General features: G+C 64.0%; 30 protein-coding genes. 20 read left to right on the top strand and 10 right to left on the bottom strand.

Annotated elements, in window-relative coordinates:
* Nucleotides 1-146 precede the first annotated feature (146 nt).
* The gene (locus tag AC3IF1_RS16540; RefSeq protein WP_489218485.1) at nt 147-371 is read left to right on the top strand and encodes a hypothetical protein; all 225 of its coding nucleotides are present in this window, start codon (nt 147-149) and stop codon (nt 369-371) included.
* A gap of 68 nt (nt 372-439) precedes the next feature.
* On the opposite strand, the gene AC3IF1_RS16535 is transcribed toward AC3IF1_RS16540, so the two are convergent.
* The gene (locus AC3IF1_RS16535) at nt 440-865 is read right to left on the bottom strand and encodes a hypothetical protein (protein ID WP_489218484.1); all 426 of its coding nucleotides are present in this window, start codon (nt 863-865) and stop codon (nt 440-442) included.
* A 296-nt stretch (nt 866-1,161) separates the two neighbouring features.
* On the opposite strand from AC3IF1_RS16535, the gene AC3IF1_RS16530 reads away from it, so the two are divergent.
* Nucleotides 1,162-2,001, top strand: coding sequence for an outer membrane protein (locus AC3IF1_RS16530; RefSeq protein ID WP_489218482.1), 840 nt, complete (start codon nt 1,162-1,164; stop codon nt 1,999-2,001).
* 287 nt (nt 2,002-2,288) lie between these two features.
* Nucleotides 2,289-2,564, top strand: a complete 276-nt coding sequence (locus tag AC3IF1_RS16525; protein WP_489218481.1) for a hypothetical protein — start codon at nt 2,289-2,291, stop codon at nt 2,562-2,564.
* A 64-nt stretch (nt 2,565-2,628) separates the two neighbouring features.
* Here AC3IF1_RS16525 and AC3IF1_RS16520 read toward each other — a convergent pair whose 3' ends face one another.
* The gene (locus AC3IF1_RS16520; RefSeq protein ID WP_489218480.1) at nt 2,629-2,874 is read right to left on the bottom strand and encodes a hypothetical protein; all 246 of its coding nucleotides are present in this window, start codon (nt 2,872-2,874) and stop codon (nt 2,629-2,631) included.
* A 1,211-nt stretch (nt 2,875-4,085) separates the two neighbouring features.
* Between AC3IF1_RS16520 and AC3IF1_RS16515 the strand changes: the two genes are divergently transcribed.
* The 4 genes from AC3IF1_RS16515 to AC3IF1_RS16500 all read left to right on the top strand — a co-directional run bounded on the left by AC3IF1_RS16515 (nt 4,086) and on the right by AC3IF1_RS16500 (nt 6,274).
* Entirely contained in the window at nt 4,086-4,403 is a 318-nt protein-coding gene (locus tag AC3IF1_RS16515; protein WP_489218479.1) for a hypothetical protein, read from the top strand.
* A 74-nt stretch (nt 4,404-4,477) separates the two neighbouring features.
* A complete protein-coding gene (locus AC3IF1_RS16510; RefSeq protein WP_489218478.1) occupies nt 4,478-5,206 on the top strand; it encodes a hypothetical protein in 729 nt (242 codons plus the stop codon).
* Between the two features lie 164 nt (nt 5,207-5,370).
* A complete protein-coding gene (locus AC3IF1_RS16505; protein WP_489218477.1) occupies nt 5,371-5,763 on the top strand; it encodes a hypothetical protein in 393 nt (130 codons plus the stop codon).
* Between the two features lie 265 nt (nt 5,764-6,028).
* Nucleotides 6,029-6,274, top strand: a complete 246-nt coding sequence (locus AC3IF1_RS16500; RefSeq protein WP_243966394.1) for a hypothetical protein — start codon at nt 6,029-6,031, stop codon at nt 6,272-6,274.
* Between the two features lie 507 nt (nt 6,275-6,781).
* Here the strand turns inward: AC3IF1_RS16500 and AC3IF1_RS16495 are convergent.
* Nucleotides 6,782-6,958, bottom strand: a complete 177-nt coding sequence (locus AC3IF1_RS16495; protein WP_489218476.1) for a hypothetical protein — start codon at nt 6,956-6,958, stop codon at nt 6,782-6,784.
* 233 nt (nt 6,959-7,191) lie between these two features.
* On the opposite strand from AC3IF1_RS16495, the gene AC3IF1_RS16490 reads away from it, so the two are divergent.
* Nucleotides 7,192-7,413 (top strand): hypothetical protein, encoded by a 222-nt coding sequence (locus AC3IF1_RS16490; protein ID WP_279598191.1) that lies wholly within the window; start codon nt 7,192-7,194, stop codon nt 7,411-7,413.
* Here AC3IF1_RS16490 and AC3IF1_RS16485 read toward each other — a convergent pair.
* The 3 genes from AC3IF1_RS16485 to AC3IF1_RS16475 all read right to left on the bottom strand — a co-directional run bounded on the left by AC3IF1_RS16485 (nt 7,410) and on the right by AC3IF1_RS16475 (nt 8,819).
* Nucleotides 7,410-7,703 carry a hypothetical protein gene (locus AC3IF1_RS16485; protein WP_243966400.1) on the bottom strand — a complete coding sequence of 98 codons (294 nt, stop codon included), beginning with the start codon at nt 7,701-7,703 and terminating at the stop codon, nt 7,410-7,412. The two genes, AC3IF1_RS16490 and AC3IF1_RS16485, sit on opposite strands and share 4 nt — an antisense overlap.
* 81 nt (nt 7,704-7,784) lie before the next feature.
* Entirely contained in the window at nt 7,785-8,051 is a 267-nt protein-coding gene (locus AC3IF1_RS16480) for a hypothetical protein (RefSeq protein ID WP_489218475.1), read from the bottom strand.
* Between the two features lie 3 nt (nt 8,052-8,054).
* Nucleotides 8,055-8,819 carry a Crp/Fnr family transcriptional regulator gene (locus AC3IF1_RS16475; RefSeq protein WP_489218474.1) on the bottom strand — a complete coding sequence of 255 codons (765 nt, stop codon included), beginning with the start codon at nt 8,817-8,819 and terminating at the stop codon, nt 8,055-8,057.
* 156 nt (nt 8,820-8,975) lie between these two features.
* Between AC3IF1_RS16475 and AC3IF1_RS16470 the strand changes: the two genes are divergently transcribed.
* The 3 genes from AC3IF1_RS16470 (at nt 8,976) to AC3IF1_RS16460 (ending at nt 11,688) form a co-directional block, all read left to right on the top strand.
* Nucleotides 8,976-9,734 (top strand): Crp/Fnr family transcriptional regulator, encoded by a 759-nt coding sequence (locus tag AC3IF1_RS16470; protein WP_489218472.1) that lies wholly within the window; start codon nt 8,976-8,978, stop codon nt 9,732-9,734.
* Between the two features lie 885 nt (nt 9,735-10,619).
* Nucleotides 10,620-11,432: an IS5 family transposase gene (locus AC3IF1_RS16465; RefSeq protein ID WP_489218471.1), complete on the top strand. Its 813-nt coding sequence runs from the start codon at nt 10,620-10,622 to the stop codon at nt 11,430-11,432.
* 121 nt (nt 11,433-11,553) lie between these two features.
* Entirely contained in the window at nt 11,554-11,688 is a 135-nt protein-coding gene (locus tag AC3IF1_RS16460; protein WP_489218470.1) for a hypothetical protein, read from the top strand.
* A 337-nt stretch (nt 11,689-12,025) separates the two neighbouring features.
* Here the strand turns inward: AC3IF1_RS16460 and AC3IF1_RS16455 are convergent, their stop codons facing one another.
* Both AC3IF1_RS16455 and AC3IF1_RS16450 read right to left on the bottom strand, forming a co-directional pair.
* Nucleotides 12,026-12,535 (bottom strand): Ros/MucR family transcriptional regulator, encoded by a 510-nt coding sequence (locus AC3IF1_RS16455; protein WP_489218469.1) that lies wholly within the window; start codon nt 12,533-12,535, stop codon nt 12,026-12,028.
* Between the two features lie 182 nt (nt 12,536-12,717).
* On the bottom strand, nt 12,718-12,924 hold the full coding sequence (locus tag AC3IF1_RS16450; RefSeq protein WP_489218468.1) for a type II toxin-antitoxin system ParD family antitoxin: 207 nt from the start codon (nt 12,922-12,924) through the stop codon (nt 12,718-12,720).
* A gap of 508 nt (nt 12,925-13,432) precedes the next feature.
* Here AC3IF1_RS16450 and AC3IF1_RS16445 point away from each other — a divergent pair.
* Nucleotides 13,433-13,777: a PepSY domain-containing protein gene (locus AC3IF1_RS16445; RefSeq protein ID WP_489218467.1), complete on the top strand. Its 345-nt coding sequence runs from the start codon at nt 13,433-13,435 to the stop codon at nt 13,775-13,777.
* Between the two features lie 42 nt (nt 13,778-13,819).
* Nucleotides 13,820-14,038 (top strand): hypothetical protein, encoded by a 219-nt coding sequence (locus AC3IF1_RS16440; RefSeq protein ID WP_489218466.1) that lies wholly within the window; start codon nt 13,820-13,822, stop codon nt 14,036-14,038.
* A 58-nt stretch (nt 14,039-14,096) separates the two neighbouring features.
* On the opposite strand, the gene AC3IF1_RS16435 is transcribed toward AC3IF1_RS16440, so the two are convergent.
* Together AC3IF1_RS16435 and AC3IF1_RS16430 are read right to left on the bottom strand one after the other, a co-directional pair.
* Entirely contained in the window at nt 14,097-15,086 is a 990-nt protein-coding gene (locus tag AC3IF1_RS16435; RefSeq protein WP_489218465.1) for an inorganic phosphate transporter, read from the bottom strand.
* A 9-nt stretch (nt 15,087-15,095) separates the two neighbouring features.
* The gene (locus AC3IF1_RS16430; protein ID WP_489218464.1) at nt 15,096-15,737 is read right to left on the bottom strand and encodes a DUF47 domain-containing protein; all 642 of its coding nucleotides are present in this window, start codon (nt 15,735-15,737) and stop codon (nt 15,096-15,098) included.
* A 223-nt stretch (nt 15,738-15,960) separates the two neighbouring features.
* Here AC3IF1_RS16430 and AC3IF1_RS16425 point away from each other — a divergent pair, with 223 nt between their 5' ends.
* The 7 genes from AC3IF1_RS16425 to AC3IF1_RS16395 all read left to right on the top strand — a co-directional run bounded on the left by AC3IF1_RS16425 (nt 15,961) and on the right by AC3IF1_RS16395 (nt 23,950).
* On the top strand, nt 15,961-17,202 hold the full coding sequence (locus AC3IF1_RS16425) for an MFS transporter (protein ID WP_489218463.1): 1,242 nt from the start codon (nt 15,961-15,963) through the stop codon (nt 17,200-17,202).
* A 43-nt stretch (nt 17,203-17,245) separates the two neighbouring features.
* On the top strand, nt 17,246-18,073 hold the full coding sequence (locus AC3IF1_RS16420) for an EamA family transporter (protein WP_489218462.1): 828 nt from the start codon (nt 17,246-17,248) through the stop codon (nt 18,071-18,073).
* A 74-nt stretch (nt 18,074-18,147) separates the two neighbouring features.
* On the top strand, nt 18,148-18,573 hold the full coding sequence (locus AC3IF1_RS16415) for a GFA family protein (RefSeq protein ID WP_489218461.1): 426 nt from the start codon (nt 18,148-18,150) through the stop codon (nt 18,571-18,573).
* Between the two features lie 397 nt (nt 18,574-18,970).
* On the top strand, nt 18,971-19,480 hold the full coding sequence (locus AC3IF1_RS16410) for a TspO/MBR family protein (RefSeq protein ID WP_489218460.1): 510 nt from the start codon (nt 18,971-18,973) through the stop codon (nt 19,478-19,480).
* Nucleotides 19,481-19,654: 174 nt separating this feature from the next.
* Entirely contained in the window at nt 19,655-20,683 is a 1,029-nt protein-coding gene (locus tag AC3IF1_RS16405; RefSeq protein ID WP_489220400.1) for an IS110 family RNA-guided transposase, read from the top strand.
* A gap of 649 nt (nt 20,684-21,332) precedes the next feature.
* Nucleotides 21,333-23,552 carry a TonB-dependent siderophore receptor gene (locus AC3IF1_RS16400; RefSeq protein WP_489218459.1) on the top strand — a complete coding sequence of 740 codons (2,220 nt, stop codon included), beginning with the start codon at nt 21,333-21,335 and terminating at the stop codon, nt 23,550-23,552.
* A gap of 116 nt (nt 23,553-23,668) precedes the next feature.
* Nucleotides 23,669-23,950 carry a hypothetical protein gene (locus tag AC3IF1_RS16395; protein WP_489218458.1) on the top strand — a complete coding sequence of 94 codons (282 nt, stop codon included), beginning with the start codon at nt 23,669-23,671 and terminating at the stop codon, nt 23,948-23,950.
* The last annotated feature ends 282 nt before the right edge of the window (nt 23,951-24,232 follow it).

The following is a 24,232-nucleotide window of genomic DNA, read 5'->3' as shown; positions in this document are numbered from 1 at the left end:
GGACTTGCAACTTCAGGGGTGACGGACGCATGCTTGAGCTATCAGCATGCGTGGGAACTGACATGGGCCAGAGGGACAAGGATCCTCCCGGGCTCGGCTTTGAGGGAGACCGACAAGGCCGTAGGCCGATCACCAGTGAGGCTACGATGCGGTTGAAGACGATCGCCGCGTCGCTAAACATGCCCGTCGAAGCGTTCAATCTATTGCATTCGCGCGCGGCGCTACCTCGGGTTTTCTCGTCGCAGGAGGAGGCAGCCGAGGTGTTGCGACTGTACTTTGCCATTGATGACTTAGCCCTGCGGCTGCGCTTCCTCGAATTTTTGCGCGACTTGTCTACTAACCGTGTCGGGGCAGAAAACGACAAGGTTTGAGCTTTAAGGCGAACTCTAATGAGCGGCAGCAGGAACGCCATCTTCCCCTAAACCCGCTGAGCGACCCGTCAGGCGTAGGGGCCACCGAACAGGTCGCCGAGCACTTTCCGCCGGAACAGTGTGCGCCAGCGCCTTCGCTGATGCTCCGGCCAGTCGTGGATCATGTGGCAGCGCTGGCAAAAGGCCGCGAGGTTGGCGTCCGCATTGTTCGAGGTATCGTGATCCCTATGCGCGGCAGCTAGAACGACCCAAGTCCGGCGAGCGCGGCCGAGGATGTCGGCACCCAGCCCGAGACGGATCCGCCTGCCACATCCATCGCGCCACCGGCTGGCCTCGGCGTCCCACCAGCGCCCGTCGCCCAGGTGGTAGACTATCCGCCCATGCGGCCGTCCGCACCCCTCACAGCAGCCCTTTGCCCGACCAAAGCGGATCGCCAGCGACAGCTCGCGCCAGTCGATCGGATAGAAAAAGCGGTGCTCGGGCCGGATTGGCATGAGGGGGCTGAATACCCGATGGCGGGCCAATTCTGTGGCAGGGCGGCGGATCGCTTCTGTAGCATCTCGGCAACAGCCACGGGCCAAAGTCACGGGGTGCTGCAACCAAACCATAGCCGAGATGTTGCGCCGCCTGGTCGTGTACATCGCACTGTATTTCGACCGTGGAACGCATGTTCATGGATGGTTTACTATACCGTCCCACGTCATCAGCCGGCAGTGTGTCCGTAAAACTACAGCCATTTCATCTACGGACCGGTAGCCTTATCGTCAGATCGAAATTTGGACCTTACGTTATGACCAAGCTCCTGACCTCGCTGGCCGCGTTCACCGCCCTGACGGCCGCCGCCTCGGCCGCCGACCTGCCCCGCCGCGCCGCCCCGCCGCCGGTGTTCACCCCCGTGCCGGTGTTCACCTGGACGGGCGCCTACTTCGGTATCAACGCCGGCTACGCGTTCGACGCCTCCAGCCGCAGCAACAACAACTCCACCTTCGGCGTCCCGGCCCCCTACGCCGCCGCCGGCACCACCGCCACCTTCGGCAACCGCAGCCAGGACGGCTTCTCCGGCGGCGCCCAGATCGGCTACAACTATCAGTTCACCCCGGGCTCGGGCGTGGTCGTCGGCATCGAGGCCGACGCCCAGTACCTCGACTTCGGCCGCAGCCGGAACAACGCCTTCATCAACGGCGCCCTCGCCCCCGGCTACTACGTCACCGACCCGCGCGGCCTGTCGAGCCTCGACTACTTCGGCACCGTGCGCGGCCGCCTCGGCTACGCCTTCGACCGCACCCTCGTGTACGGCACCGGCGGCTTCGCCTACGGCTCGGGCAGCGCCGACCGCTCCTTCGGCGGCTACGCCGGCAACGACAGCTTCCGCACCGGCTACGCCGTCGGCGGCGGCGTCGAATTCGCGCTCCCCACCGAGTCGTTCCTGAACTTCTTCCGCTCCTCGGCCGTGACGCTCAAGGTCGAAGGCCTGTACGTCAACCTCGACCGCAACACCCGCAACCAGGGCGCGTTCGTCATCAACGCCGCCAGCAACTTCCCCGCCGTGTACAGCAGCGGCATCGGCCGCCGCTCCGATGAGTTCGCCGTCGTCCGCGCCGGCCTGAACTACAAGTTCGGCTCGTACTGAGATCCGGTCGCGCTGCTCCCGGCATCCGTGCCGGAAGATGCGATGGCGGGCGAGGGGTAGTTGGTCCTCCTCACCGCCCCTCATCGCCGAAGAGCAGCCGTCCGGCTGACCTCCGCACCCCCAGCTCGATCACCCTGGCCGCGAGGTCGGCGACACCCCGGGAGCACCCGCTCCCGGGGTGTTTCTTCGTTCCGCCCCCAGCCCGGTGTGCAGACCTTGGCGCTGCGGCTCATACAGTGCCGGGATCTGTAACTGCAAATCTGATGGAAGACTGAACAATATCGATCGTGGCGTTGTTCAGACTCGGACCGATCAACGCGATCTGTCTGGAGGAAAATATCATGTCGATAAAGACGCTTGCCCTCGCCGCTGCGCTGACCTTCGCAGTCACAGGAGCGGCTCTCGCTCAGATGCCCTCCGGCGGTAGCGCGCAGAGCAACATGAACAATCCGGGAAGCGTGAAGAGCCCGTCAGAGAAGCGCACAGCCGGCCAGCAGGGCATGATGGGTATGAGGCACATGAAGCGTCATCGGCGCCATCATATGCGTCGTTCGCGCATGTAGTTATAGTTACCAGGGTTCCGCAGACATCGATCTGCGGAGCTATTCCGCTAGCGTTGGTCCCAGGTTACGCCGGGGTGATCTGTCCCTCCGTGGAGAGCAGGTCGCCCTGCGTGTCATTGATGGCGTCGAGCACAGCCTGGGGGTTCGTTGGCCGCGCCATCGCCTCCGCTTCATCGTCGACCCGATCGGTGAGGTGGGGATGGTCACGCCTCATCTCCTCCATCAGGGCGATGATCTTGGCACTCTTCTGTTCGGAAACGATCGCGAGTTCCAGGGTTAAGCTGAGCGAGGTGCTCGGCCAGCTGCTCATCGTGCCGCTGCGTGATCAGGATCAGACTGGTGACGTATGGCTTAGGACGCCGCCAACGTCCTGCATGTACGCGAAACGTCGCGGATCGAAACTGCGTGACCGAGTGCCGGGAGAACGAGGTTCAAACCGACCCAGGCGAGGATCGCGCGAGAGAGTACGCCGAAAAGCGTGGGCGCCCAACGGCGCTGGTCATGCGATCGACAGTGCGTTGGACCGGTGTGGCCTTACGATGATGCTCCCAGTGGAGACCAGCGATGGCCCGGACAGTGTGCTCGATGTGGGCGGGCAGGATTGGCGCAGCCGCTTCCTCCTGGCGGTCCGGGCTTGGATTGACCATCAGTGGCGCAGTCCGGTTATCGGAGAGGTCTATAAAGCTGGAACAGGTATATGGCTCGACCGGTTGCCCGTGAACGTTTTCACGACAGCCGAGACAACCCGATGGCCCGCTCTCCCCTTCCACTGAGCGTCGCTTTTGCCGCGTTCGCAACCCTGGCGCTCACCGCATCCGCGCAGGCCTAGACCAAGCCCGGCGAGATCAAGTGCTTCGACGCAAGGGGCGACAAGGGCCGAAGCGCTCAGGACGGCTGGAGCCAAGCGCCGGTGCCGCGGGAGGAGTCGGCCGCGAAGGATGCGCCGAACCCCAGTGGCCACTCGATAGCGGAGAACAAGGATCGACCGGTCCCGGCTGCGAACCCGACCGGCGACTCCGCGCACGATCCTCAGGCGCCGCTGCCAACCCGCACGGCATCACCATCTGGTACCAACCCGGCGGAACCTTCGAAGTAGCAAACTTGCTTCAACACCGCTCCTGACGCTCGCCATCTTGAGACCATGCCCGCGCAGCACGGCCAGACCTACGATCCGCAGAAGCCTTTCGCACCTCAGTGCGTGTGGTCTGATACACCTGCTCCTACCGTAATGCAGGACCCCCTCGCCCGTTCAACTACTTTGACTGCAGCCGATGTTCTCGGCCGGCGCAGCGACGCACACGGTGGGGTCATCGTCTCTGATGAGGCGATCGGCGCGCATCTGTGGTTCGAGCGCGGGTTTCGGGACCACGACGAATTAATCTCACTCATCAATTCCACGCGGCGGGCGCTGGGCGAGTGTGTCCCGTCTCGACCCGTCCGTTAGCCGTACCGGAAACCGGTTCAGCTCAGCTTCGAGCTGGGGGCTGCCTAATGGCTCGCCGGAATCCCGAACCGCCTCGGATGTTCGATGTCTGGGACCGCATCGCCGCTGAGGCCGTGGAGCACGCGAAGGCACAGAGCCAAGCCGTCGCCCTCGAACGGAATATTAGGGCCCCGCGCAACAGGCGCTCGAACTGGACAGGCGATCGGCAGACGCTCCACGAAATCGGGAGCCTGATCCACACCCGCCATCTCGGCCCCTGCGATACGGACGACGGCGAAGTCTACCTGAGAGCCGCCCTGCCCTGGCTCGTTGCGAAGGCCGGTGGCTTTCTCGCCGAGGATCTTGAGCAGCACGTCACCGGCTGGTGCCGAGTTGGCGTTCCCGTATTAGCCTAAGCGCCAACCGCGGATGCATCGCCGAGGCTGAGGAGCGCGACGGCCGGAAACGGTTGTGGTGGTCCGCGCAGGAGTTGGGCGACCTGCTGCGCCTCACGACGGATGAGCGGGAGCGGCTGCGGATCGCGCGCATCCGCCCGGCCGGCATGACGGCCCGAGAGTTCGCCAGCGATCAGCGAGCCCGGGAAGCCGAACTGGCGAAGGCCTACCGCATCGCCAAAGGGGTCCGGCCGCGGGAGCAATCGAAGGCCCGGCTTGAGCCGTGGGCCACTCTCGATATGAGTCGGGCGACCTACTTCCTGCACCAGAAAGCCGGCACCCTCCCCGCTCAGATCCGAGACCGTGAGACTGTTTCGTCGGCACCAGGTACGAAGTACCTAAAGCTCACGACGGATCGGTCTCACGTCGCAGAACGAGCCATTCCGAGTCCAGCGAGGAAGCCCCGCCTGAGCCCGAGCGTCGGCGCTGTCGGGCATGCGCCCGGAGCCAAGGTAAGGGCGATCCCGTCAGGTCGTGCTGTCGCGCAGCCGCTTCCGGAGGAAGGAGTTTTTGAGCACCCCGACATGCTCGGTGGTGGGGAGTGGAGACACATTGGCGCTCCCCTCAGCGACTATGCCGGCGGTGTCCTACCCGACAACCTCGTGCGGGCCGTGCGTGATGCGCAGCGGGTGCGCCAGATGACGCAAGGGGCAGTCGCACGTCAGATCGGGATCAGCCGTCCGCAGCTCGCCAACGCGCTACAGGACCGGTTCGGCTTGAGCCGGAGTGCTGCTGCCAACCTGCTGATGTGGCTTGCTGCCTGAATTCCTTTGTTATCGCGCAGACGGCGCAGCCGTCCGCCGTCAGGCGGGATCGAGGGTGCCGGCTCGGGCCGCAGCTCGTCGCCCGCAGGGCCCCCCCCCTCCCCCTCCCCCCCCCCGCTTTCCGTCGCATAGCGTTCCTGGTCTCGCTCCCGTAGCTCGGCCGTATGGCTTCCGATTTCGCACCCACCATGCTCCCGAACGCCGCTGCCGTGTGGCGCAGCGCCCTTGAGGATCTATCCCCGCACGCCTCGCCCTGCCGGTATCTGACGCCGACCCGCTGGGTGCCGATCCGCGAGGCTGCCATCGATTTCTGCGACCGGCTCGGGGCTGAGGCCCATGCGCTCGGTTGGACGGCGGCCGAGCTGTTCGCGCTTCATCCAGAGCATGGAAGGCTGCGGCTCGACTACTGCGGGGTGATGATGGTCTCCGGGAGCAAGGCTTTGGAGGTGGAACCCACCAGGATCGTGTTCGCAGACGGCTCAGGCTACCGGACCAAGCAAGGTCAGGTCTGCGGCATTCCGGTCTGGGAGTATGTGAAGAAGGCCGCAGGCCGATGACGGGGGGGCTCATGGCGGGATCGGCGGCACCGTCTCGCTCGTCGGTTTCACAGTCCTGATTACTGCGCTGGCAGCCTACGGGCTCGCCGGGCTGGTGTGATAACCCCCGGCCTGAAGTTCATCCGGAGGACGGCGGCGGGGCCGGGATCCGGTTCCGGGAGCGGAAGGGGTAGGCGTTGGGGTGGTCAGGTCGTACCACCTAGCATCTGAAGGCGAAGGGCTATCTGAGATGAGTGACACGCCTGAACCCGACCGCGCCGCCCGCGTGATCGCCGAGAACGTCTACGTGGCGTTCTGCCAGCAAGCCACGATGCCTGCGCACCGGCTTGAGGAGCAGACGATCCTGACGCGCCTTGTTGAGGCGATCCGTCCACGGATCGGCAGCTCTCCGGGGGCGATCGTCGAGGCCGCCAACGCCGCCTTGTCGGCCTGGGAGCAGCGGGATCCCGATGTTCGCGGACCGCGTGTCGTGTCGGTCAATCAAATCGACGGTTCGGTGATCGTGGTTTAATAGTCAGTGAGCCAGTCTTTCACGCCTGTCCGTAGTTCACCGCCATCGCGTAGGCCAGGTGCACCAGAACGGATCGGCGCCTCGTTGGCTTACTCCCTCGCTCAAGGGAGGATGACATGCTGACAGGTAGCCTGCTTTGGCTCTTGGGGGTGCCGATCCCCGTGCTGATCCTGATCTGGTTCTTTTTCCTGCGGAGACGGTAGCGCCGAAGCTGACTCTGCCAAGACCGAGAGGCGGCTCAATTACGAAATGAACACGTTGCTGACTGTGTGTCAGCAGTTATGGGGCCTAGGTCGCCTGAAAAAGAGTAGCCTTTCCCACTTCGGGCCCTTGCTAGGAAATGTCGTTGAGGCTCGGCTAACCGCCCTCCCCCATCCTGCATTTCGGGCCGCGTCGCGTATTCGGCTCCTCGCCGTGAGAAAAGGCACAAGCCCCGCCAACCCGTGAGCAGATCGGGCGGCGGGGTCGAGCCGGGGATAAAACTGTCTAGGCACTACAGACGCGGTTTCAGTGCTCGGTCCCCGGCATGTTCTGGCGTGGTGTGCCGCCATGATCCTTGATGAGGTTGGAGCGTTCCGGGTCACCCTTCAGGTTTGCCACCTGCTTTCGAGCCGCAATGGCTAAGAAGCCGACGTCGCCAATCGTGCCAAGTGCAAGTACTAAAAGAGAAATGCCGCTGCCCATGAGCTGTACTTTTCGTCGGGAGAACCGCCGAAGCATAAGCGACGGGGAGCATGATGCTTTAAAGTAAACCAGGATCTCGATGATAGGTTGCTAATTTATATATGGGCAGGGGTGCGGCGTCTTCCCTCAATATTATTCTTCTGGATCTCTGAGGCGTCGAACGGCGTTTATCCCGTGCCCGCATCTGCCGCGGTGCGGAGTGTGCCGTGTACAATACCTTCCTGTCGTCGATAATGCTGGCGATCGAGTCGCGACGCGTGATCGAGCTGCGCATGGTTCGGCTTGCCTGGGGCGGCCGGGAGGGCCGCGCCGAGATGCAGTCGATGGTCGTCGAGAAGGTGCATGCGGCCGGCGAGGCAATGACCACGCTAATGTTGGGAGGCTCGCCCGAGACGGTCATCGCCCGCTACCGCGAGCACGTCGCCTTCAACACCAAGCGGCTGTCGGCAGCCTAGCGCGCTGCGCTAATCTCGCTTGCGCGTTTGACGACAGCCCGCAAGGCGGCGCTACCTTCCATCACGAACCAGGCATGTAACGTGTTGGTGATTTCAGTTGTATCGTCCGGCAGCTCTCGGAATAGATCGGCGTAGCGGGCTGGCTCACGCTGCACGAGCATGTCGAGATAGCTCGCACCCTTCGTCCGCGCGAGGTTGACGAGGGCATCGTTGAGAACGCGCCGCATCATCTCGCCGACCATGGCCGAGACGTACACCGCCTCGGCACTGCCTTGTTCGGGTTCACTCACGGTTTGCCCCGTGGCCCCTGCCGCAGCGTCCCTGTTGAAGTTTGCGTGCAGGATTTCCCATCCGATCACCGGCGAGATAGCTCAAACTGGCTTGAGATGTCGTCGCAGCCAGCGCGTTGCGTCTTCCAGAGTCGGAAAGGCAGGGACCCTCAGCCCTTGCAGCCGGCCGAACCCCGCCTCCATGAACCAACTTCCGACATTGGCATGCTCGGGTTCGGCGAGGCGAACCAGCACTGCCACGAGTAGGCCGTTGGCGATCACCAGCATGCCGTCGTGGTCAAGGCTGCCCGTGTCGATCGCGATCGGCTGCAGCACAATCAGCGTCTCGACATTGCCCCGCTCGGACATCGGCTAGCCCTCCTGGGCGCGGCCAAGCCAACTCAGGTCGCGGCGCTCTCCCCAACGGGTGTTGCGCAGGTGCAGGTAGTTCGGTGCGAAGCTACAGAAGGCCTTCATTCGCTCGACGTCGAGAATGGTCAGCACGCGTCGCTTGAGGTGGATCAGGCCGAGGGCGCGAAGCTCGCGCAGCGTCCGGTTCACGTGCACGTCGGACAGACCCATCGTGTCGGCGATCTCAGACTGCGTGAGCGGAAACGCATAGCTGTTGTCGGTAACACGGCCGACCGCTTCCAAGCGCATGAGAAGTTCGCACAGAAAATGCGCGATGCGCTGGTCCGGAGCGCGCGCGCCCATATTGACCAGCCACTCGCGCAGGACGGCTCCATCGACCAGAGAGCACCACCAGAAGGCGCGCGCGATGCTCGGGTGCTGTGCTGTGATCTTATCGATAGCTCCGCGCGGGATATCAACGACCTGGCACGTCGAGATGGTGCCGATGGTGTGATCCATCTCGTCGAGGATGAACACGTTCAGGTCGCAGAAATCGCCCGGTACGAGGAGTGCCATGATCTGGCGCTGGCCGTCCGGAAGGACCTTGTACCGGCAGGCGAAGCCGTCGAGGATCAGCAGGACGTTGTCGGGCTTGTCGCCTTCCTGGATTAGATCCTGGCGCGCTCCGACCTGCCGGACCTTGAGTATCAGGTTGTTCAAGGCCGAGCGGGCTTGGTCGGACAGCGGTTCAAAGCTCTCAAGCTTCCGCGTCAGCGCCTGCTGCATGGGGCTCACATCGCTGCACCTCGGTATCTGCCACTATGTCAGATATCCGACCAAATCTCCATCATTTGATTGATATCTTGCTCTCTTAGAAGATTAGGCTCAAAGACAAGCAGGCGTAGGACGCAGGCACGTTCAAGTGCTCCCGACCGAGAGCTCTTGGGCCTCCCGCTCCAAGTGAACGGGACCATGTCGCAACCGACGCAGGATAGCTGCCTCAATCGCTTGCTTAGATCCCTGAATCCGGACGATTTCTGTCTCCTGCAGCCGCACCTCGAACTCGTGGTCCTGTCGTTGAGCGATGTGCTGATCAAAGCCGACACCCCCATCACCCGGGTTGCCTTCGTCGAACGAGGCATCGTCTCGCTCGTCAGCGTCGCGGCAGATGGCCAGCAGGTCGAGGTCGGGCTCGTCGGATGCGAGGGCATGGTTGGCGTGCCGATCCTGCTCGACGCCGAGCGGACGCCAGACGAGGCCCGGGTTCAGGCTATCGGGCTGGCGCAGATCATACCCGTGAGCGCCTTCTCGGAGGCGCTCCGGAGCAGTCCGCGCCTGCACAATCACCTGTTGCGGTATGCGCACGTCCTCGGCGTGCTTGCCACGTCCACGGCCCTAGCCAACGGCCGCTACACCCTGGAGCCGCGTCTCGCCCGCTGGCTGCTCATGGTCCACGATCGGACTGAGCGCGACGAGTTGCCGACGACGCATCGGTTTCTCTCGCTGATGCTCGGGGTCAATCGTCCGGGCCTGACGGGCGCGATCTCGGTCTTGGAGCGTTCCGGCGTGATCGGTCGACAGCGCGGTACCCTGATCGTCCGCGATCGCGCGGCGCTGCTCGCTCTAGCCGGCCCCTCCTACGGCGCTCCGGAAGCCGAATACGAACGGCTGTTTACGGGTCCGGCACCGAGTGTTTCCTGAGAAACTTTCCAGTCGCATCCTAAGCTACGCCCCCCCCCCCCCCCCCCCCCCCCCCCGCTTGCTGCTGAGATGCCGCTCGATCCAGGCCTGAGCCGCGTCCAGGTCTAAGAACAGGGGAGCACCGATCACTGCGGTCGGGCCGAAGCCAGCTTCCAAGAACCGCAGGCCCACATCGGCACCGTGCTAGTCGAAGAGCCGAACCAGGACTGCCACGAGGAAGCCGTCCGCGAACACGAGTTGTCCGTTGCTATCTTGACTGCTGGTGCGGACCCGCACCGGCTGAAGATGCAGGGTCATCCCGCCGCTCGCTTCCGCAAATGCAGGTAGGTCGCGTCGAACTCGGAGGCGCGGATCAGCTCATCCCAGCGGTCCGGGGCGGCCCATGGGCGGCTGCTCAAATCCAAAGGGTGTTGGCTAAGGTATGAGATTGCCCACGGGTCGAGACAGTCGACCCTGACGATGCGTCCGTGACGATACGGGCGGGATAGGGAAGCGGGCCGGATCCCGTAACGACGTGGTTCGGCCCTGTGCCGTTCGGCATCCGAGCCGGAGCGACTGATGCAAAGTAGCACGTGAGCAAGTCGACGTGGAATCTATAATTGCTGAGGGGGGCGCTCTATAGAAGGCGCCCACGGTAGCGCTCCTTGAACCGTTGGTCCAATTTTAATTGCTTAAAGCTGTGATGATTCGTCTGATATATAAAGTTTTAAAAATTATATGCCATCGTGAGATCTCATTTCAGTAGTGCATTGCGATGTTAGAGCGCCGCGCCAAGCTTCGTGTAACGTCAACGTTAGAGCCCGTCCGATAAGGGCCTGAGGCGGGGTTGAGTGGCCGGGATGGCGATGATTCCAGGAGGGTGCTGAAGCCTAACCTGGAAGCGCCATGTGGACCCCGACCACCCGGCGGCAGCATAGCCGCGCGGGCCTTCGCTATGAAACTGACCTCACCGATGCCGAGTGGGCTGTGATCGCGCCGCTGATGCCGAGGCCAGCGTCCTGTGGCCGGCCTCCGCTCTGGACGACACGGGAAGTCCTGAACGCCATCTTCTACGTTCTGAGAGGTGGGATCTCCTGGCGGATGATCCCCAAGGATCTGCCGCCGCGTTCGACGACGTTCGGCTACTTCAGCCGCTGGCGCGACACAGGGCTGTTCGGCCGGATCAACCATCACCTCGTCATGGCCGATCGCGAGCGTGTCGGGCGGGAAGCCTCGCCGTCTGCAGCCGTGCTCGACAGCCAGACCGTCAAAACGATGGAGAGCGGCGGGCCGCGCGGCTACGACGCTGGCAAGAAGGTCAAATGCCGCAAGCGCCAAGCTCTGGTCGACACGGACGGGCGTGCGCTCGTCCTCGATCCGCAACCTGCCGACGTGCAGGACCGGGACGGAGCCGGTCCGGTCCTGCGCCTGTCGCGCCGGACCTTCCCGTTCATCACCAAGGCCTTCGCCGACGCCGGCTATGCCGGCGACAAGCCAGCGAGCGCGACGATCATCGCCGTGGAGATCGTGCGCAAGCCGCCGGATCAGGTTGGCTTCGCTGTTCATCCACGTCGGTGGGTCGTTGAGAGGTTCTTCGCCTGGATCAGCCGCAACCGACGCCTCTGGAAGGATCCGGAAGCGACACTCGCCTCCGCACGAGCCTTCCTCTACGCCGCAGCCGTCATGATCCTCGTCAGACGCCTCGCCCGATCAGCCTGACTTCTCGGACGGACTCTTAGAGGGACGCGCGTCGTTCGCGGGCACACCCGTTCATTCCCCCTGCCTGGTGCTCAACCACAGCTCTAACGGCGCGTGCATCCTGTTTGCCTCGGGCAGGAAGGTGCCGAACACGTTCGATCTCTCGATCGGCAGGGCGAGCACCTCGCTGCCAGTCAGGGTCGTGTGGCGTCGCAATACGACGATGGGCGTTACCTTCCTGATCCCGCGGATCGTGCCGGACGTGATCCCGGGCTGAACTGAAAGTTCGTTGCCCCAAGCGCATTTCCCCAAGCGTGTGCGATCTGAGGCAATGGCGCGCTGCTAACCATCGATAATGACCGTTATCGGTGACGAGGCTTGTAGCCTGACGCTGCAGAGCCTTCACTGCGCCCAAGTTGGCCCGCCTGGCATCTGCATGGTGTGAGGACGTCCTTACCGCCGCTGTCAGCAAGGAAGAGGACGCACCGGCCACGCGTGACCGGGGAGGGCACGGCGACCGGTGCGCTCGCGAGCAGGAGCGTGAGGGCGCTCAACCGCCGCGATAGAGGGAAGAGAAGGATCGGTAGCGGAAAGATCCGTAGCCTCGCCTTCTGCTATGCCTCTGCGGCCTTCCGCGGCCGACCAGCATGCTTCGGCTTGTCGGAGACGGTCGCCGCGGGCTTAGCAGCCTCCGCGACCACCTTCTCGCGTCGTTGGCCCAGCCCGAAACTCTGGGCAAGCGCCGAGCGCTGTGCCGAGTAGCTGGCCGCCGTCGAGGGGTAATCCCGCGGCAGGCCGAAGTGCTCCCGGTACTGCTCGATCGTCATGCCACTCTTGCTGAGATGCCGCTTCAGGGTCTTGTACGGCTTGCCGTCGAGGAAGCTGATCAGCGCGTCTGGCGTGATCGACTTCCGGATCTGCGCGGGTGTGAGCTTCTCGACTGCCGGAGCCGCCGCAGCGGCGCTTTTGCTGAGACCGGCCAGGGCAGTGTGAACGCCGGTGAGCAGTTCCGGCAGATCACCGGGCCGGACGGAATTGTTAGACACGTAGGCTGAGACGATCTCGCTCGTCAGTCCGATGAAATCGATGGTCTGAGCCTCGATGGTCCCTGTATTCTCGTTCACGGCGCACCTGCTTGAGTGAAGCAAGCCATCTGCGCCAGCGAACACAACAAATCAATGCACGTTTAGAACTTTTCGCTTCTACCTGCTGATTTTTGGCTTGCCATCGCTCGCATCTCGGGACGCGGATGCGCGCGCCCATCTCACCACCCTCGCTGAGGAAGTCGAGGCTACCCGACATCGGATCAGGCGCGGTCATGAGGGGGAGGAGTCCGCTGCGCTATCGCTTGCCGTGAGATCGGAGTGTTACCCATCTCGGCTCGCTCAAACTCGCGTAGAGCGGCCCGCACGACCTCGCTGACGCTGCTGTAGCGGCCAGTGGCTACACACCCTTGCAGGAACGCCCGGAGTTCCGGGGGCACGGAGATGGTGATGGTTTCGCGCAGAGCCATGCTTAGCCCTAGCATCGCCTTACAGTGTCTTACAGTTACATATGTTTGATCTGGTTGCGGTCATTATGCCGTCCGCTTCATCGCAGGAGCAGACATTAGACGATGCCTAAGCCATGTCCGAGTGGGGTCGTGAACGGGCGCGGCGGCACGTCCGCTTCATCGCTACGCCGACTAGAAGCGGGCCGGCAGGAAACCACCCAACCCAGCCATTCGGAAGCGCCTACTCACGCGACTGAACCTGGCCGATAGCCGCCGGTCCGCTTCGGAGCAGATCCGCCGAAAAAGCGGACGGCCTCCTACCGACCCACCCCTGCCGTACAGGCCCCGGATGGTGCTCCCCGAAAGCGGTCATCCGTTGGCCGTCCGACAACTTCGGCTCGGGGTGGCAATCGGACCTTGACCTTTCGTCACAAAGCGGACGTTCCACCTTTGACCGACGCTGAGCGAACGTTAGATCACGAGCGCCGCGTGGCGCTCTCGTTCGGCGCCGGTCAGCTGCGATTTGAGCGTGTACGACTTCGCCGTGCAACCGCCCCACATGCCGCCCGTTATCGGACACATTCTGAAACGAAGACGGCTAATGAAATCGATGGCTCTCTCTACTCTCATCCTCGCGACGGCATTCGGCTTTGCCAGCCCGGCGCTGGCGAAGACGGATAAGCCAGGACCGGACTGGATCCCAGCCGATCAAGTCAAGCAGAAGCTCATGGACGCGGGCTACACCAGCATCACCGAGTTCGAGGCTGACGACGGGCACTGGGAAGGCGAGGGCGTGAAGAACGGCGTGAAGATGGAGTTCCACGTCGATCCCAAGACGGGCGCCCTGACCAAGGAAAAGCCCGACAAGGATTGACGCGGCGGCTGACGCCGACCGGCTTGGGATCGAGGTAGCTCGGTGACGAAGCGGGCTAAGCATACGGCCTATCTGATCGCCGTGCATCAGAGGCGTGAAGGCGTCCGCGTCTACGTCATCCTGGCCCCTTCGGCTGCGGTGGCGATGGCGCAGGTGGACGCATTGGCGGCGGATGACGTGCACGTGGAGGTGGTGGGCTCGCTAGGGCGTGACCTCGCACGACGCCTCGATCTAAAAGTCGGTGAGATATGCCTGATCTAAAGCGCCCCGCGCCTGCTCTCGACTGACGTGCTCGTTCCAGACGGCGAGACGTATTGCTTCACGGCAGAACGAAGCCCGAGATGCTGTAGATCAGTGCCGCCACTAGCGCCGCGGCCGGCATGGTGATCACCCAGGCGACCACGATGCCCTGGGCGATGTTCCAGCGCACTGCCGAGACCCGCCGAGCCGCGCCGACACCGATGATCGCCCCAGTGATCGTATGGGTGGTCGAGACCGGGATCCCGAATGCGGTGGCGGCGAACAGGGTCACGGCCCCGCCAGTCTCGGCGCAGAAGCCCTGCATGGGCGATAGCCGGGTGATCTTCGAGCCCATCGTGTGGACGATGCGCCAGCCCCCGAGCAGCGTGCCGAGCGCCATGGCAGTCTGGCAGGACAAGACCACCCAGAGCGGGACGTGGAACGCGCCGTCGCCCTCCCCGTGGGCGTAGAGCAGCACCGCGATGATGCCCATGGTCTTCTGCGCGTCGTTGCCGCCGTGGCCGAGCGAGTAGAGCGAGGCCGAGACGAACTGCATCCGGCGGAACAACCGGTCCACGGCGTGGGGTGTCGAGCGCACGAAGATCCACGACACGGCCAGCATCAGCAGCAACCCGAGACCGAAGCCCAGGGCGGGCGAGAGCACGATGGCGGCGCTTGTAGCGATCACGCCCGGCCAGACGATCGCGCCCAATCCGGCCTTAGCGATGCCGGCCCCGAGCAGGCCGCCGATCAGCGCGTGCGAACTCGACGACGGAATGCCGGCGTACCAAGTGATCAGGTTCCAGCTGATTGCGCCGCCGAGCGCACCCAGGATCACCCGGTCGGTCACCGTGGTGACGTCGATGATGCCGGACCCGACCGTGCCGGCGACGTGCAGGCCGAAGATCAGGAACGCCACGAAGTTGAAGAATGCCGCCCAGATGACGGCGTAGCGGGGTGCGAGCACCCGGGTCGACACGATGGTGGCGATCGAATTGGCCGCGTCATGCAGGCCGTTCAGGAAGTCGAAGACCAGGGCGACGCCGATGAGGACGATCAGGAGGGTCACGCGATCGGCTCAGACATGCTCGACAACGATGCTGCTGATCTGGTTCGCGACATCCTCGAACCGGTCCATGACCTTCTCCAGGTGATCGTAAAGCTCGGACCCAACTACGAAGGCCATGGGGTCCTGCCGGGACGCCTTGAACAGCGCCTTCAACCCGGCATTGTGCAGATCGTCCGCTCGGCCTTCGAGCTGGATGACCCGCTCGGTCAGGGTGTTGAGGATAGTGGCGTTCTCGCCCAGGGCCCGTAGCTTCGGCAGCGCCTCGGCGGTGGCGGCCGCCGCCTCTTGGATCACCGCGCCCATCTCGCGCATCGACGGCTCGAAGGCGGTGACCTCGAACAGTTGTACGGCCTTGGCGGTCTTGAGCATCTGGTCGATGGCGTCGTCCAACGACCCGACCAGGGCTTGGATGTCGCCCCGGTCGAACGGGGTTATGAAGGTTCGGCGCACGGCGAGCAGCGCCTCGCGGGTGATCGTGTCGGCCTCGTCCTCGTGGTCGGCGATCGCCTGGCAGGCCATTGGCACCTCCTGAGTGCCGTCGAGCAGCGCCCGGAGCGCAGCCGCGCCGTCCACGAGCGTAGCAGCATGGCGCTCGAACAGGTCGAAGAACCGGTCCTCCTTCGGCATGAGCGCGCGAAACCAAGCCAGCATGTGAGGTCCCGATATTGGGGGATGACGGTCCTACGATCGCGATCGTTCCCGACTGCATATCACAACGGTTTAAGGCGCTCGTTCGTCGCTAAGCCGCAACTGATGTGAACCTAGGGCCAGCTAACCCATCAGGTCACATTTCCTCACGCGAGCGTCAGCATTAGTCGTTTGCCGGCTTCGGCAAAGGGCGGCATCGTACGACGAGGGCGGCGTAGGAAGCGGGATGACGATTGCACCACAGCTTACCTCGTCTCAGGCTGTTGCCCCGTCGCAGGACGCGTCACGGACCCTGGTAGCGACCGGCATCAACCACGCCCTGCACGACGGTTATACGGACCTGATCTACGTGCTTCTACCGGTCCTGCAGGAGGAGTTCGGGCTTGGCTATGTCGCCCTCGGACTGCTGCGCACCCTCTACAGCGGGACGATGGCCGCGCTGCAGATCCCGGCGAGCCATCTCAGGCAGATCCTCGGTGCTCGCCTCGTGCTGGTGCTCGGCACCTTGCTCAGCGCGGTCGGCTACACAGTTGCGGGGGCGTCGGGCGGCTTGCTCGGCTTGTGTATCGGTCTAGCGCTGGGCGGAGCGGGCAGCAGCACACAGCATCCACTAGCATCAGCGGTGATCTCCCGGGCCTACGGACGGAGCGCACGGGGGCCACTCGGCACCTATAACTTCACAGGCGATCTGGGGAAGGCGTCGCTGCCGCCCCTCGTCGGCCTGCTGCTGACGCTTTTGAGCTGGCGCATGGCTTTGTGGGTCGTCGCCGGAATGGGCGTCGTGGTCGCTCTTGGTGTGAGCCTACTGCTTCCGCGAGATCCCGCCTCACAAGGAGAGCCGCAGGGCAAAGCCACGTCGACAGCCCAGCCACATCACGCGGGGGGCGGTCGGGCCGGCTTCTGGTTGCTCGTCGCCATCGGTACCCTCGACAACGCCGCCCGCCCGGCCTTCCTGCTCTACCTGCCGTTCCTGCTGCAGGAGAAGGGCGCGGCGCTGACCACCGTGGGGCTGGCGCTCTCTCTGGTGTTCATCGGCGGCGCGCTCGGCAAGGCCGTGTGCGGCCGGCTCGGGGAGCGCCTCGGCGTGACCCGGACCGTGCTGCTGACCGAGGTCGGGACCGCGGCGGCGATCCTGGCCGTGATCGCGCTTCCGCTCGCTCCCGCGCTGATCCTGCTGCCACTGCTCGGCGTGATGCTGAACGGCACCTCGTCAGTCCTGTACGGCACGGTGCCGGAACTGGCCCCGGGTGGACGGGTCGAGCGGGCCTTTGCCGTGTTCTACACCTGCACCCTGGGCGGCAGCGCGCTCTCGATCCCTCTGCTCTACGGCCGACTCGGGGACGCCGTCGGGCCGAGCTGGGCGGCAGTCGCTGGGGCCGTGACCGCACTGACCGTCGTCCCAATCATGCTCGCCCTATCACCGCACCTCGCTATGAGAGCGGCCGCTCAGCAACCTCTGCCTCGCTGATCGAAGCTCTCCAGCGCCGCGCCACCAATCCCGAGCCAGTTCCATGAGCCCGTTCGTCCTAGCCTGCGTGATGTGCGCCGCGATCCTGCATGCCGGATGGAACGCTGTGCTGCGCGGCGGTGGCGACCGGCTGTGGTCGATGACGCTGATGATGATCGCAGTCGCCTGCGTGACCGCAGTCGCGGCGGTGTTCGTGCCATGGCCCAACGCAGCGAGTTGGCCCTACGTGATCACCTCGGCCATCATCCACACCGGCTACAACCTGTCCCTCGTCCGAACCTACCGCGTCGGTGACCTCGGGCAGACGTACCCGATCTCACGCGGATCCTCACCCATGCTGGTCGCTCTCGGCGCGCTGATCTTCGCGCACGAGGCCATCGACATCGTCTCCGCCATCGGCATCGCTCTGGTGTCCGCGGGGATCGTCTCGCTCGCCTTCCAGGGCAAGGGGCTCCGAGCCGACTTCCTTCCCGCTGCCCTGACCACGGGGGTTCTGATCGGGGCGTACACCGTCGTGGATGGGATCGGCGTCCGGCTGGCCGGAAGCAGCGTGGCCTATACGAACAGCATGTTCCTGCTGTGGAGCATAACGATGCCGCCGATCTACTTCCTGATGCGGGGGAGACCACCGGCCTACACCAGGGCGCAGACCGGGATGGCGCTGACGGGCGGTCTCGTCTCGCTCCTCGCCTACGGCATCGTCATCTGGGCCATGCAGTACGACGCGATGGGCGTGGTGTCCGCGCTGCGTGAGACCAGCGTGGTCTACGCAGCCATCATCGGGCGCGTGTTCCTCAAGGAGACGCTGACCGCGCGACGGTTCGCATCCTGCGCCGCAATCGCCGCAGGGGCAGCGTGCCTGGCTGCCTAGTCGATTTGCTCACGGCAACTGCACGGTTTTGAGGGAGCGGCAGGGGGCCAACTAGAATAGGAGGCGCGGGCGACATGGTGGATGAGGCGAATGTTCGGACTGGCCGGTGCCATTGCGGAGCAGTGCATTTCGAGGTGACGCTCAGCGACGGCTTCAAGTCGATCCGTCGGTGCAACTGCTCGTACTGCCGGATGCGCGGCGCCGTGGTCGCCATGGCGGAGGCAGGTGGGATCGAGATCCTGCAGGGTGCAAAGGCTTTCACGAGCTACCGGTTTCATACCGGGGCGGCCCAGCACTTCTTCTGCTCCCGCTGCGGGATCTACACGCATCACCAACGACGATCCAACACCGATCTATATGCCGTGAACGTGGCTTGCCTGGACGGGGTGAGCCCGTTCGACTTCTCGGAAGTGACTATCACGGATGGCGTCAATCACCCGAACGATACCGGGACCTCAGCGCGTCAGGCCGGCACGCTGCGCTTCATCCCGACGGACTGATAATTTCGGACGGCGGCTCAGTCCTGCTATCACGTTCAAGCTGACCTGAAACCGCTGATCATCGGCCGGAAGGCCATATCATCACGGCTCGCCAGACCTTGTGCACAATCTGACCTCGGCTCATTCCAATCTTACGCCTATGAGCAGATGGCCAGATATTCCCACGATTCAATCGTAAGTTATTGTCCACGAAGTTGCCGCGAAGCGGACCTTCCGAGGGTCTGTAAAGAGTCGAAAGCGGACGGGGACGGTGTTCTGGAAAAGGTACGCCTTTCTCAGACTGGCGCTTGCGACCGCTCTCAACCCAAATAAATCACCACCGCTGAATTCCCGCCCCCTGGGCCGATGTCCCCTGCCGCGCCACATCAACGGCTGAGATCGAGAGAGAAGTATCATCGTGGCAATTCAAGCACGAACGGGAGGCCTGTCCCCGGCCCAGGCCGCGGTACTTGCGATCGGCGCCGTCACGGCGGCGCTTTTGATCGGACGGCGCGCGAGCCCGACGCCTGAACACCCTCGAACGCAGCGTTGGTATCGGCGTCTCGACAAGCCGGACTACACGCCGCCGTCCCTTGTCTATCCTATCGCTTGGACCGGCATCCAGGCGTCGCTCGCCTATGGCGGCTACCGGCTGCTGCGTGCCGAGGGGTCGTCCGAGCGAACGACAGCCTTGGCGTTTTGGGCTGCGAACCAAGTCGGCATCGCGGGCTGGAGTGAAGTGTTCTTCGGTCATCGCTCGACGGGATGGGGCGCCGTCGCCTCGGCCGCGCTTGGCGCAAGTGCGGTGGGCTACGTGGCTGCGGCCAGTCAGGCCGATAAGACCGCCGGTCAGCTCGGCATCCCGCTGGTCGCGTGGGTGTCATTCGCGACGCTGCTCGCCGAGGAGATCTGGCGGAAAAACGATTAAGCCGTATTCCGTATGTGCGTGTTACGCGAATGACCGGTCGCGGATAGCGTCGGACCTCGACCATGCGTCCGGAAGCAGATGGGGTGGATGGCTCCCGCTCCAACTGACGGCATCTCGGTGCCAAGATGTGGTTGCTGTCGACGCAGCAGCCACGCAGATGCAGGAGCCATCCCCATGGAGATCACCACTGTCGGCATCGATCTGGCCAAGAGCATCTTTCAGGTCCACGCCGTCAATGCAGCCGGGCAAGTCGTCGTTCGCAAGTCGCTGAGGCGGGCGCAGGTCGTGCCGTTCTTCGCCAAGCTGTCGCGATGCCTGGTCGGCATGGAGGCGTGCGGCACGTCCCACCACTGGGCCCGGGAACTGATGAAGCTCGGCCATGACGTGCGGCTGATGCCGCCCGCTTACGTGAAGCCGTATGTGAAGCGCGGTAAAACCGATGCGAACGACGCCGCTGCCATCTGCGAGGCGGTGACGCGTCCGAGCATGCGGTTCGTGCCGGTGAAGTCGACCGAGCAGCAGGCGGCGCTGGCGCTGCACCGGACGCGCGACCTGCTGGTCAAGCAACGCACGCAGTTGGTGAACATGATCCGCGGCCTGCTCGCCGAGTTCGGGATCGAGATGGCGCGGGGCCTGCGGCACGCGCTCGAACTAGCGGCCCGGCTCTCGGCCGGAGACGCGGCCGAGGTGCCACCACTGGCGCAACGCGTGGTGACCGGGCTGGCCGATCAGATCGGCGCCGTGCAGATCCAGCTCACCCGCCTGGAAAAGGAGTTGCTCGCCTGGCATCGGGACAGCGACCTGTCGCAGCGCCTGGCGACGATCCCCGGTGTCGGTATCGTCTCGGCGACGGCGCTGGCCGCCTCAGTGAGCGAGCCCGAGCGCTTCCGCTCCGGTCGGCAGTTCGCCGCCTCGTTGGGACTAACCCCGCTGCAGAACTGCAGCGGCGGCAAGGAGCGCCTGGGTCGGATCTCGCGCATGGGCGACCGCTACCTGCGCCGCCTGCTCGTCGTCGGCATGACCTCCCTGATCCGGCGTGCGAAGGCGACACCGACCTCGGTCGACCCGCGGCTGCCGGCCCTTCTCCAGCGTAAGCCGGTGCGCGTCGTGACCGTTGCGGCCGCCAATCGCACCGCGCGGGTCGCCTGGGCGATCATGACCCGCGGCGGCACCTACCGCGCACCAGCGGCCACGGCCGCCTGACAAGCACGGCAAAGAGACTTTTTATAGGTTGCGAGGACGATGAGAGTTGATGGCGAACCGGTCAGACCGGGAGCCGGGACACCCCGCCGAATGTCCAGGGCGTCATAGCCCGCGAAGCAGAGTGGGACCCAGCTCGCGGATACCATCAGGGCCAGCAGTCAACATGAACGACTGCACCGACAGGCCGGACACAAGACTGCATCCGACCAACGCGCCAGAAGCTCAATTCGCCACTTGCAATGCGGGAGTCATCCACACAGGACGTTCTGCAAGCGACCCGACCCGGCCGTACAGGCCACGCGTCGGCGCTACCCGTAAGCGGTCATTCCTCAGACACCCGGCAGCTTCGGCTCTGAGTGGAAAGCGAGAGTTGACGTAACGTTTGGAAGCCGACCTTCGACTCCGCCCTGGGCTCAGTCGTTCGGGGTGATGCAGTTGGCATTTTTAGGATCACCCACGGTCGAACACTATTTGGGGCAACTCGCTCTCACGCAGGACCAGATGGTGCTCGATAAGCTTCAGCTTAGAATTTCTTCAGATTTGAACCGTTGTAAGTGTGTGAAATACAACACGTTTTCGGCTTGATCAACGATCCGTGAACAGTGTTTACACGGGCATTGTGCCGCTCCGGTGCGCGTCAGCGTGATCCATGTCCTACCGCTCTCTACTCCTCGCCGTTCTTCTGGCCACCACCACCCTTTCCGGGGCTGCGACGGCGCAGGACGGAACCGTCCAGCTCAACGAACTCTCGGTTGAAGCAGCAGGACCCGGCAGCTCAGCTCCCGGACCGGTGGGCTCCGGTGGGGTCAACCTCAGCGGCGGCGACGGCGGCACGGCCGCCACTAGTGGCGGCGGCGGCGGCCCATCCGGCATAGCCGGCTACACAGCCCGCGTGACGACTGCGGGAACGAAGACCAACACGCCCATCATCGAGACACCACAAGCGATCTCCGTCGTCACCCGCGAGCAGCTCAACGACCGCAACGTCCAGACCCTGAGCGATGCGATCAACTACGTCCCCGGCGCCATCTCGGCCCGGTCGGGCTTCGACCCGCGGTTCGATCAGATCTTCATCCGCGGCTTCGACGTGCTGACCAATCAGGGCACCTATCGCGACGGCCTGCGCGTGATCGGCAGCGGGTTTATCTTCCCGCGCATCGAGCCCTATGGCGCGGAGGCCGTGACCATCCTGCGCGGGCCGTCCGCCGGCCTCTACGGCCTCGGCTCGCCCGGCGGCATCCTCGACATCACCAGCAAGCGCCCCGTCTTTGTGTCGTTCGGCGAGATCCAGTTCCAGGCCGGCAGCTTTGACCGCTTCCAGGGCAACTTCGACGTCGGCGGCCCGATCGAGGGGTCGGGTGGAACCATGGCCTACCGGCTGACTGGCCTACGCCGCGAGGCGGGCACCTTCATCGGTCTCGGCACCAACGACGACCGGTTCAACATCGCGCCCGCCTTCACCTGGAAACCCGACGCGGCTACGACGTTCACGTTCCTAAGCGAGTTCCAGACGACCAACACTCCGGCCACGACGTTCTACTACAACTACCCGGGTTTCCGGGCGAGCCCGTACTACATGGGCGATCCGGCCTTCGCCGGTCTCAACCAGACGCAGTATCGTGTCGGCTACGCCTTCGAGCATTTCATCACACCCGATTTGGTCTTCCGCCAGAACTTCCGGCACTATGGCGTCTTTCTCAGTGGAAAGTACGTCGACATCAACGGCATTAACGACGCAAACACGATCGGCACGCGCGACACCGGCTACATCCGCGAGGGCTTGGTGCAGCATACGCTGGACAACCAATTGGAGGCGCGCTTCGCCACAGGCCCGGTCGCCCACACCATGGTCGGGGGCGTCGACTACGCTCGGTACAGCCTGAGCCAACGCCTCGGCTTTGGCCTAGCCCCAGACCTGAACCTCATCACGCGGAACTACGGCCAGCAGTTTATCGCGACCCCGACCCTCGGGTCTGCCGCGCGCCAGACCCAGGAGCAGATCGGCGTCTATTTGCAGGATCAGGCCAAGTTCGGCGACTTCATCCTGACCTTGAACGGCCGCCACGATTGGGTCTTCCAGAACAATTTCGCCACCCCCGACAGCGCGGTCTCAAGTCAGAACAACAGCGCGTTCACGGGCCGGGTCGGACTGGGTTACGTCCTGGCGCCAGGCCTCGTTCCCTACGCCAGCTACGCCACGACCTTCACCCCGCAGGTGGGCCTCGACCGGAACGGACAAGCGTTTAAGCCGGCTACCGGTGATCAGATCGAGGCCGGCGTGAAGTACCTGATCCCCGGCACCAACATCCAAACCGCGTTTGCCGGCTTCGACATCACCCAGTCGAACATCCTGATCCCCGACGCGTCCTCCCTCGCGTTCCAGACTGCCGGCGGGGCCGTGCGCTCGAAGGGCTTCGAGGCCGAGGCGACCGCCAACCTCGCCCCGGGCACGAACTTGACCATCGCCTACACGCACGTCGATATCCGGTTCGTAAACTCGGTCTCGTTCACTGGCCAGTCGCTCACCGGGAATCTCGTATCGGGCATCCCCCAGGATACCTACGCGTCGTTCCTGACCTATGCGTTCCCGCCGTCCTCAGCCCTGCGCGGTCTTCAGATCGGTGGCGGCATCCGCTACATCGGTTCAAGCTACGCAGATGACCAGAACACGGTGCGCAATACCGCTGTCACGCTGTACGACGCTTTGGTGGCCTACGATTTCGCGGCGCTCGACCCGAAGTACAAGGGCTTCCGCGCGCAGCTTAATGGCTACAACATCTTCGACCGGAACTACCAGACTTGCTCGTTCGGGTTCTGCAATCGTAATCAGCCGGCGACGGTCATTGGCAGCCTGATCTACCGGTGGTGAGAGGCCTCGCCTCCAGCGGCTGAGTATGCGAGCACTGAGCCGTTACACCAGCACGACGACCGTGGCGCGCTGCATGGCAGGCTGCGGCTGAGACGACACGGGCGTGAGAGGATGCCGTGCACGAGATCGATCTGACACCGACTTACCAGGACACCCTTCGTCTTGCGCAGCTCCGGAAGCAGGCGAAGGGCCTCGGGCTAAAGTTGTCGAAGTCGCGCTGGCATCAGCCTTATGTTCCGAACCGCGGCGGCCTGATTCTCCTCGATAGCCGGGACGATGTCGTCGCAGGGGACGGCTACAGCCTCAATCTGGCGGCGGCCGAGAGGATCTTGTCCATTATGGCCAATCAAATGCCATCTTCGATGCCGCGATCAATGGAACGTATGGGGTCGGCATAGAAGGCTTTGCTCAATAGGCATCCCACTGCCGGTAAGCAGACCTCTCCGAGGTCCTAGAAGGGTCAGAAGCGGGCCCAGCGGCTATATCCGCTTCGATGCATCCGCCGCCCTGAAGCAGACTGGCTGAAAACCACCCTGAGCAGCCATCCCGCTTCCGACCCATGGCAGCCGTCCCGACGGCCCTCGCCGCTACCTGAAAGCGGCCATTCGTCGGCAGTCTGGCAACTTCGGCTCGGGGTGGGGAGCGAACTTTAGAGCCCTTTGCCCTAAAGCGGACGCTGC

It is taken from the genome of Methylobacterium sp. E-012, from assembly GCF_057836545.1.
This window is presented reverse-complemented; position numbering and strand designations above follow the sequence as displayed.

Coding starts and splice junctions, on each gene's coding strand:
- AC3IF1_RS16540 (WP_489218485.1), top strand. CDS start 147: ATGCGGTTGAAGACGATCGCCGCGTCGCTAAACATGCCCGTCGAAGCG.
- AC3IF1_RS16535 (WP_489218484.1), bottom strand. CDS start 865: ATGCCAATCCGGCCCGAGCACCGCTTTTTCTATCCGATCGACTGGCGC.
- AC3IF1_RS16530 (WP_489218482.1), top strand. CDS start 1,162: ATGACCAAGCTCCTGACCTCGCTGGCCGCGTTCACCGCCCTGACGGCC.
- AC3IF1_RS16520 (WP_489218480.1), bottom strand. CDS start 2,874: ATGAGCAGCTGGCCGAGCACCTCGCTCAGCTTAACCCTGGAACTCGCG.
- AC3IF1_RS16515 (WP_489218479.1), top strand. CDS start 4,086: ATGTTCGATGTCTGGGACCGCATCGCCGCTGAGGCCGTGGAGCACGCG.
- AC3IF1_RS16505 (WP_489218477.1), top strand. CDS start 5,371: ATGGCTTCCGATTTCGCACCCACCATGCTCCCGAACGCCGCTGCCGTG.
- AC3IF1_RS16495 (WP_489218476.1), bottom strand. CDS start 6,958: ATGGGCAGCGGCATTTCTCTTTTAGTACTTGCACTTGGCACGATTGGC.
- AC3IF1_RS16490 (WP_279598191.1), top strand. CDS start 7,192: ATGCTGGCGATCGAGTCGCGACGCGTGATCGAGCTGCGCATGGTTCGG.
- AC3IF1_RS16480 (WP_489218475.1), bottom strand. CDS start 8,051: ATGTCCGAGCGGGGCAATGTCGAGACGCTGATTGTGCTGCAGCCGATC.
- AC3IF1_RS16475 (WP_489218474.1), bottom strand. CDS start 8,819: ATGCAGCAGGCGCTGACGCGGAAGCTTGAGAGCTTTGAACCGCTGTCC.
- AC3IF1_RS16465 (WP_489218471.1), top strand. CDS start 10,620: ATGTGGACCCCGACCACCCGGCGGCAGCATAGCCGCGCGGGCCTTCGC.
- AC3IF1_RS16450 (WP_489218468.1), bottom strand. CDS start 12,924: ATGGCTCTGCGCGAAACCATCACCATCTCCGTGCCCCCGGAACTCCGG.
- AC3IF1_RS16430 (WP_489218464.1), bottom strand. CDS start 15,737: ATGCTGGCTTGGTTTCGCGCGCTCATGCCGAAGGAGGACCGGTTCTTC.
- AC3IF1_RS16425 (WP_489218463.1), top strand. CDS start 15,961: ATGACGATTGCACCACAGCTTACCTCGTCTCAGGCTGTTGCCCCGTCG.
- AC3IF1_RS16420 (WP_489218462.1), top strand. CDS start 17,246: ATGAGCCCGTTCGTCCTAGCCTGCGTGATGTGCGCCGCGATCCTGCAT.
- AC3IF1_RS16415 (WP_489218461.1), top strand. CDS start 18,148: ATGGTGGATGAGGCGAATGTTCGGACTGGCCGGTGCCATTGCGGAGCA.
- AC3IF1_RS16405 (WP_489220400.1), top strand. CDS start 19,655: ATGGAGATCACCACTGTCGGCATCGATCTGGCCAAGAGCATCTTTCAG.
- AC3IF1_RS16400 (WP_489218459.1), top strand. CDS start 21,333: ATGTCCTACCGCTCTCTACTCCTCGCCGTTCTTCTGGCCACCACCACC.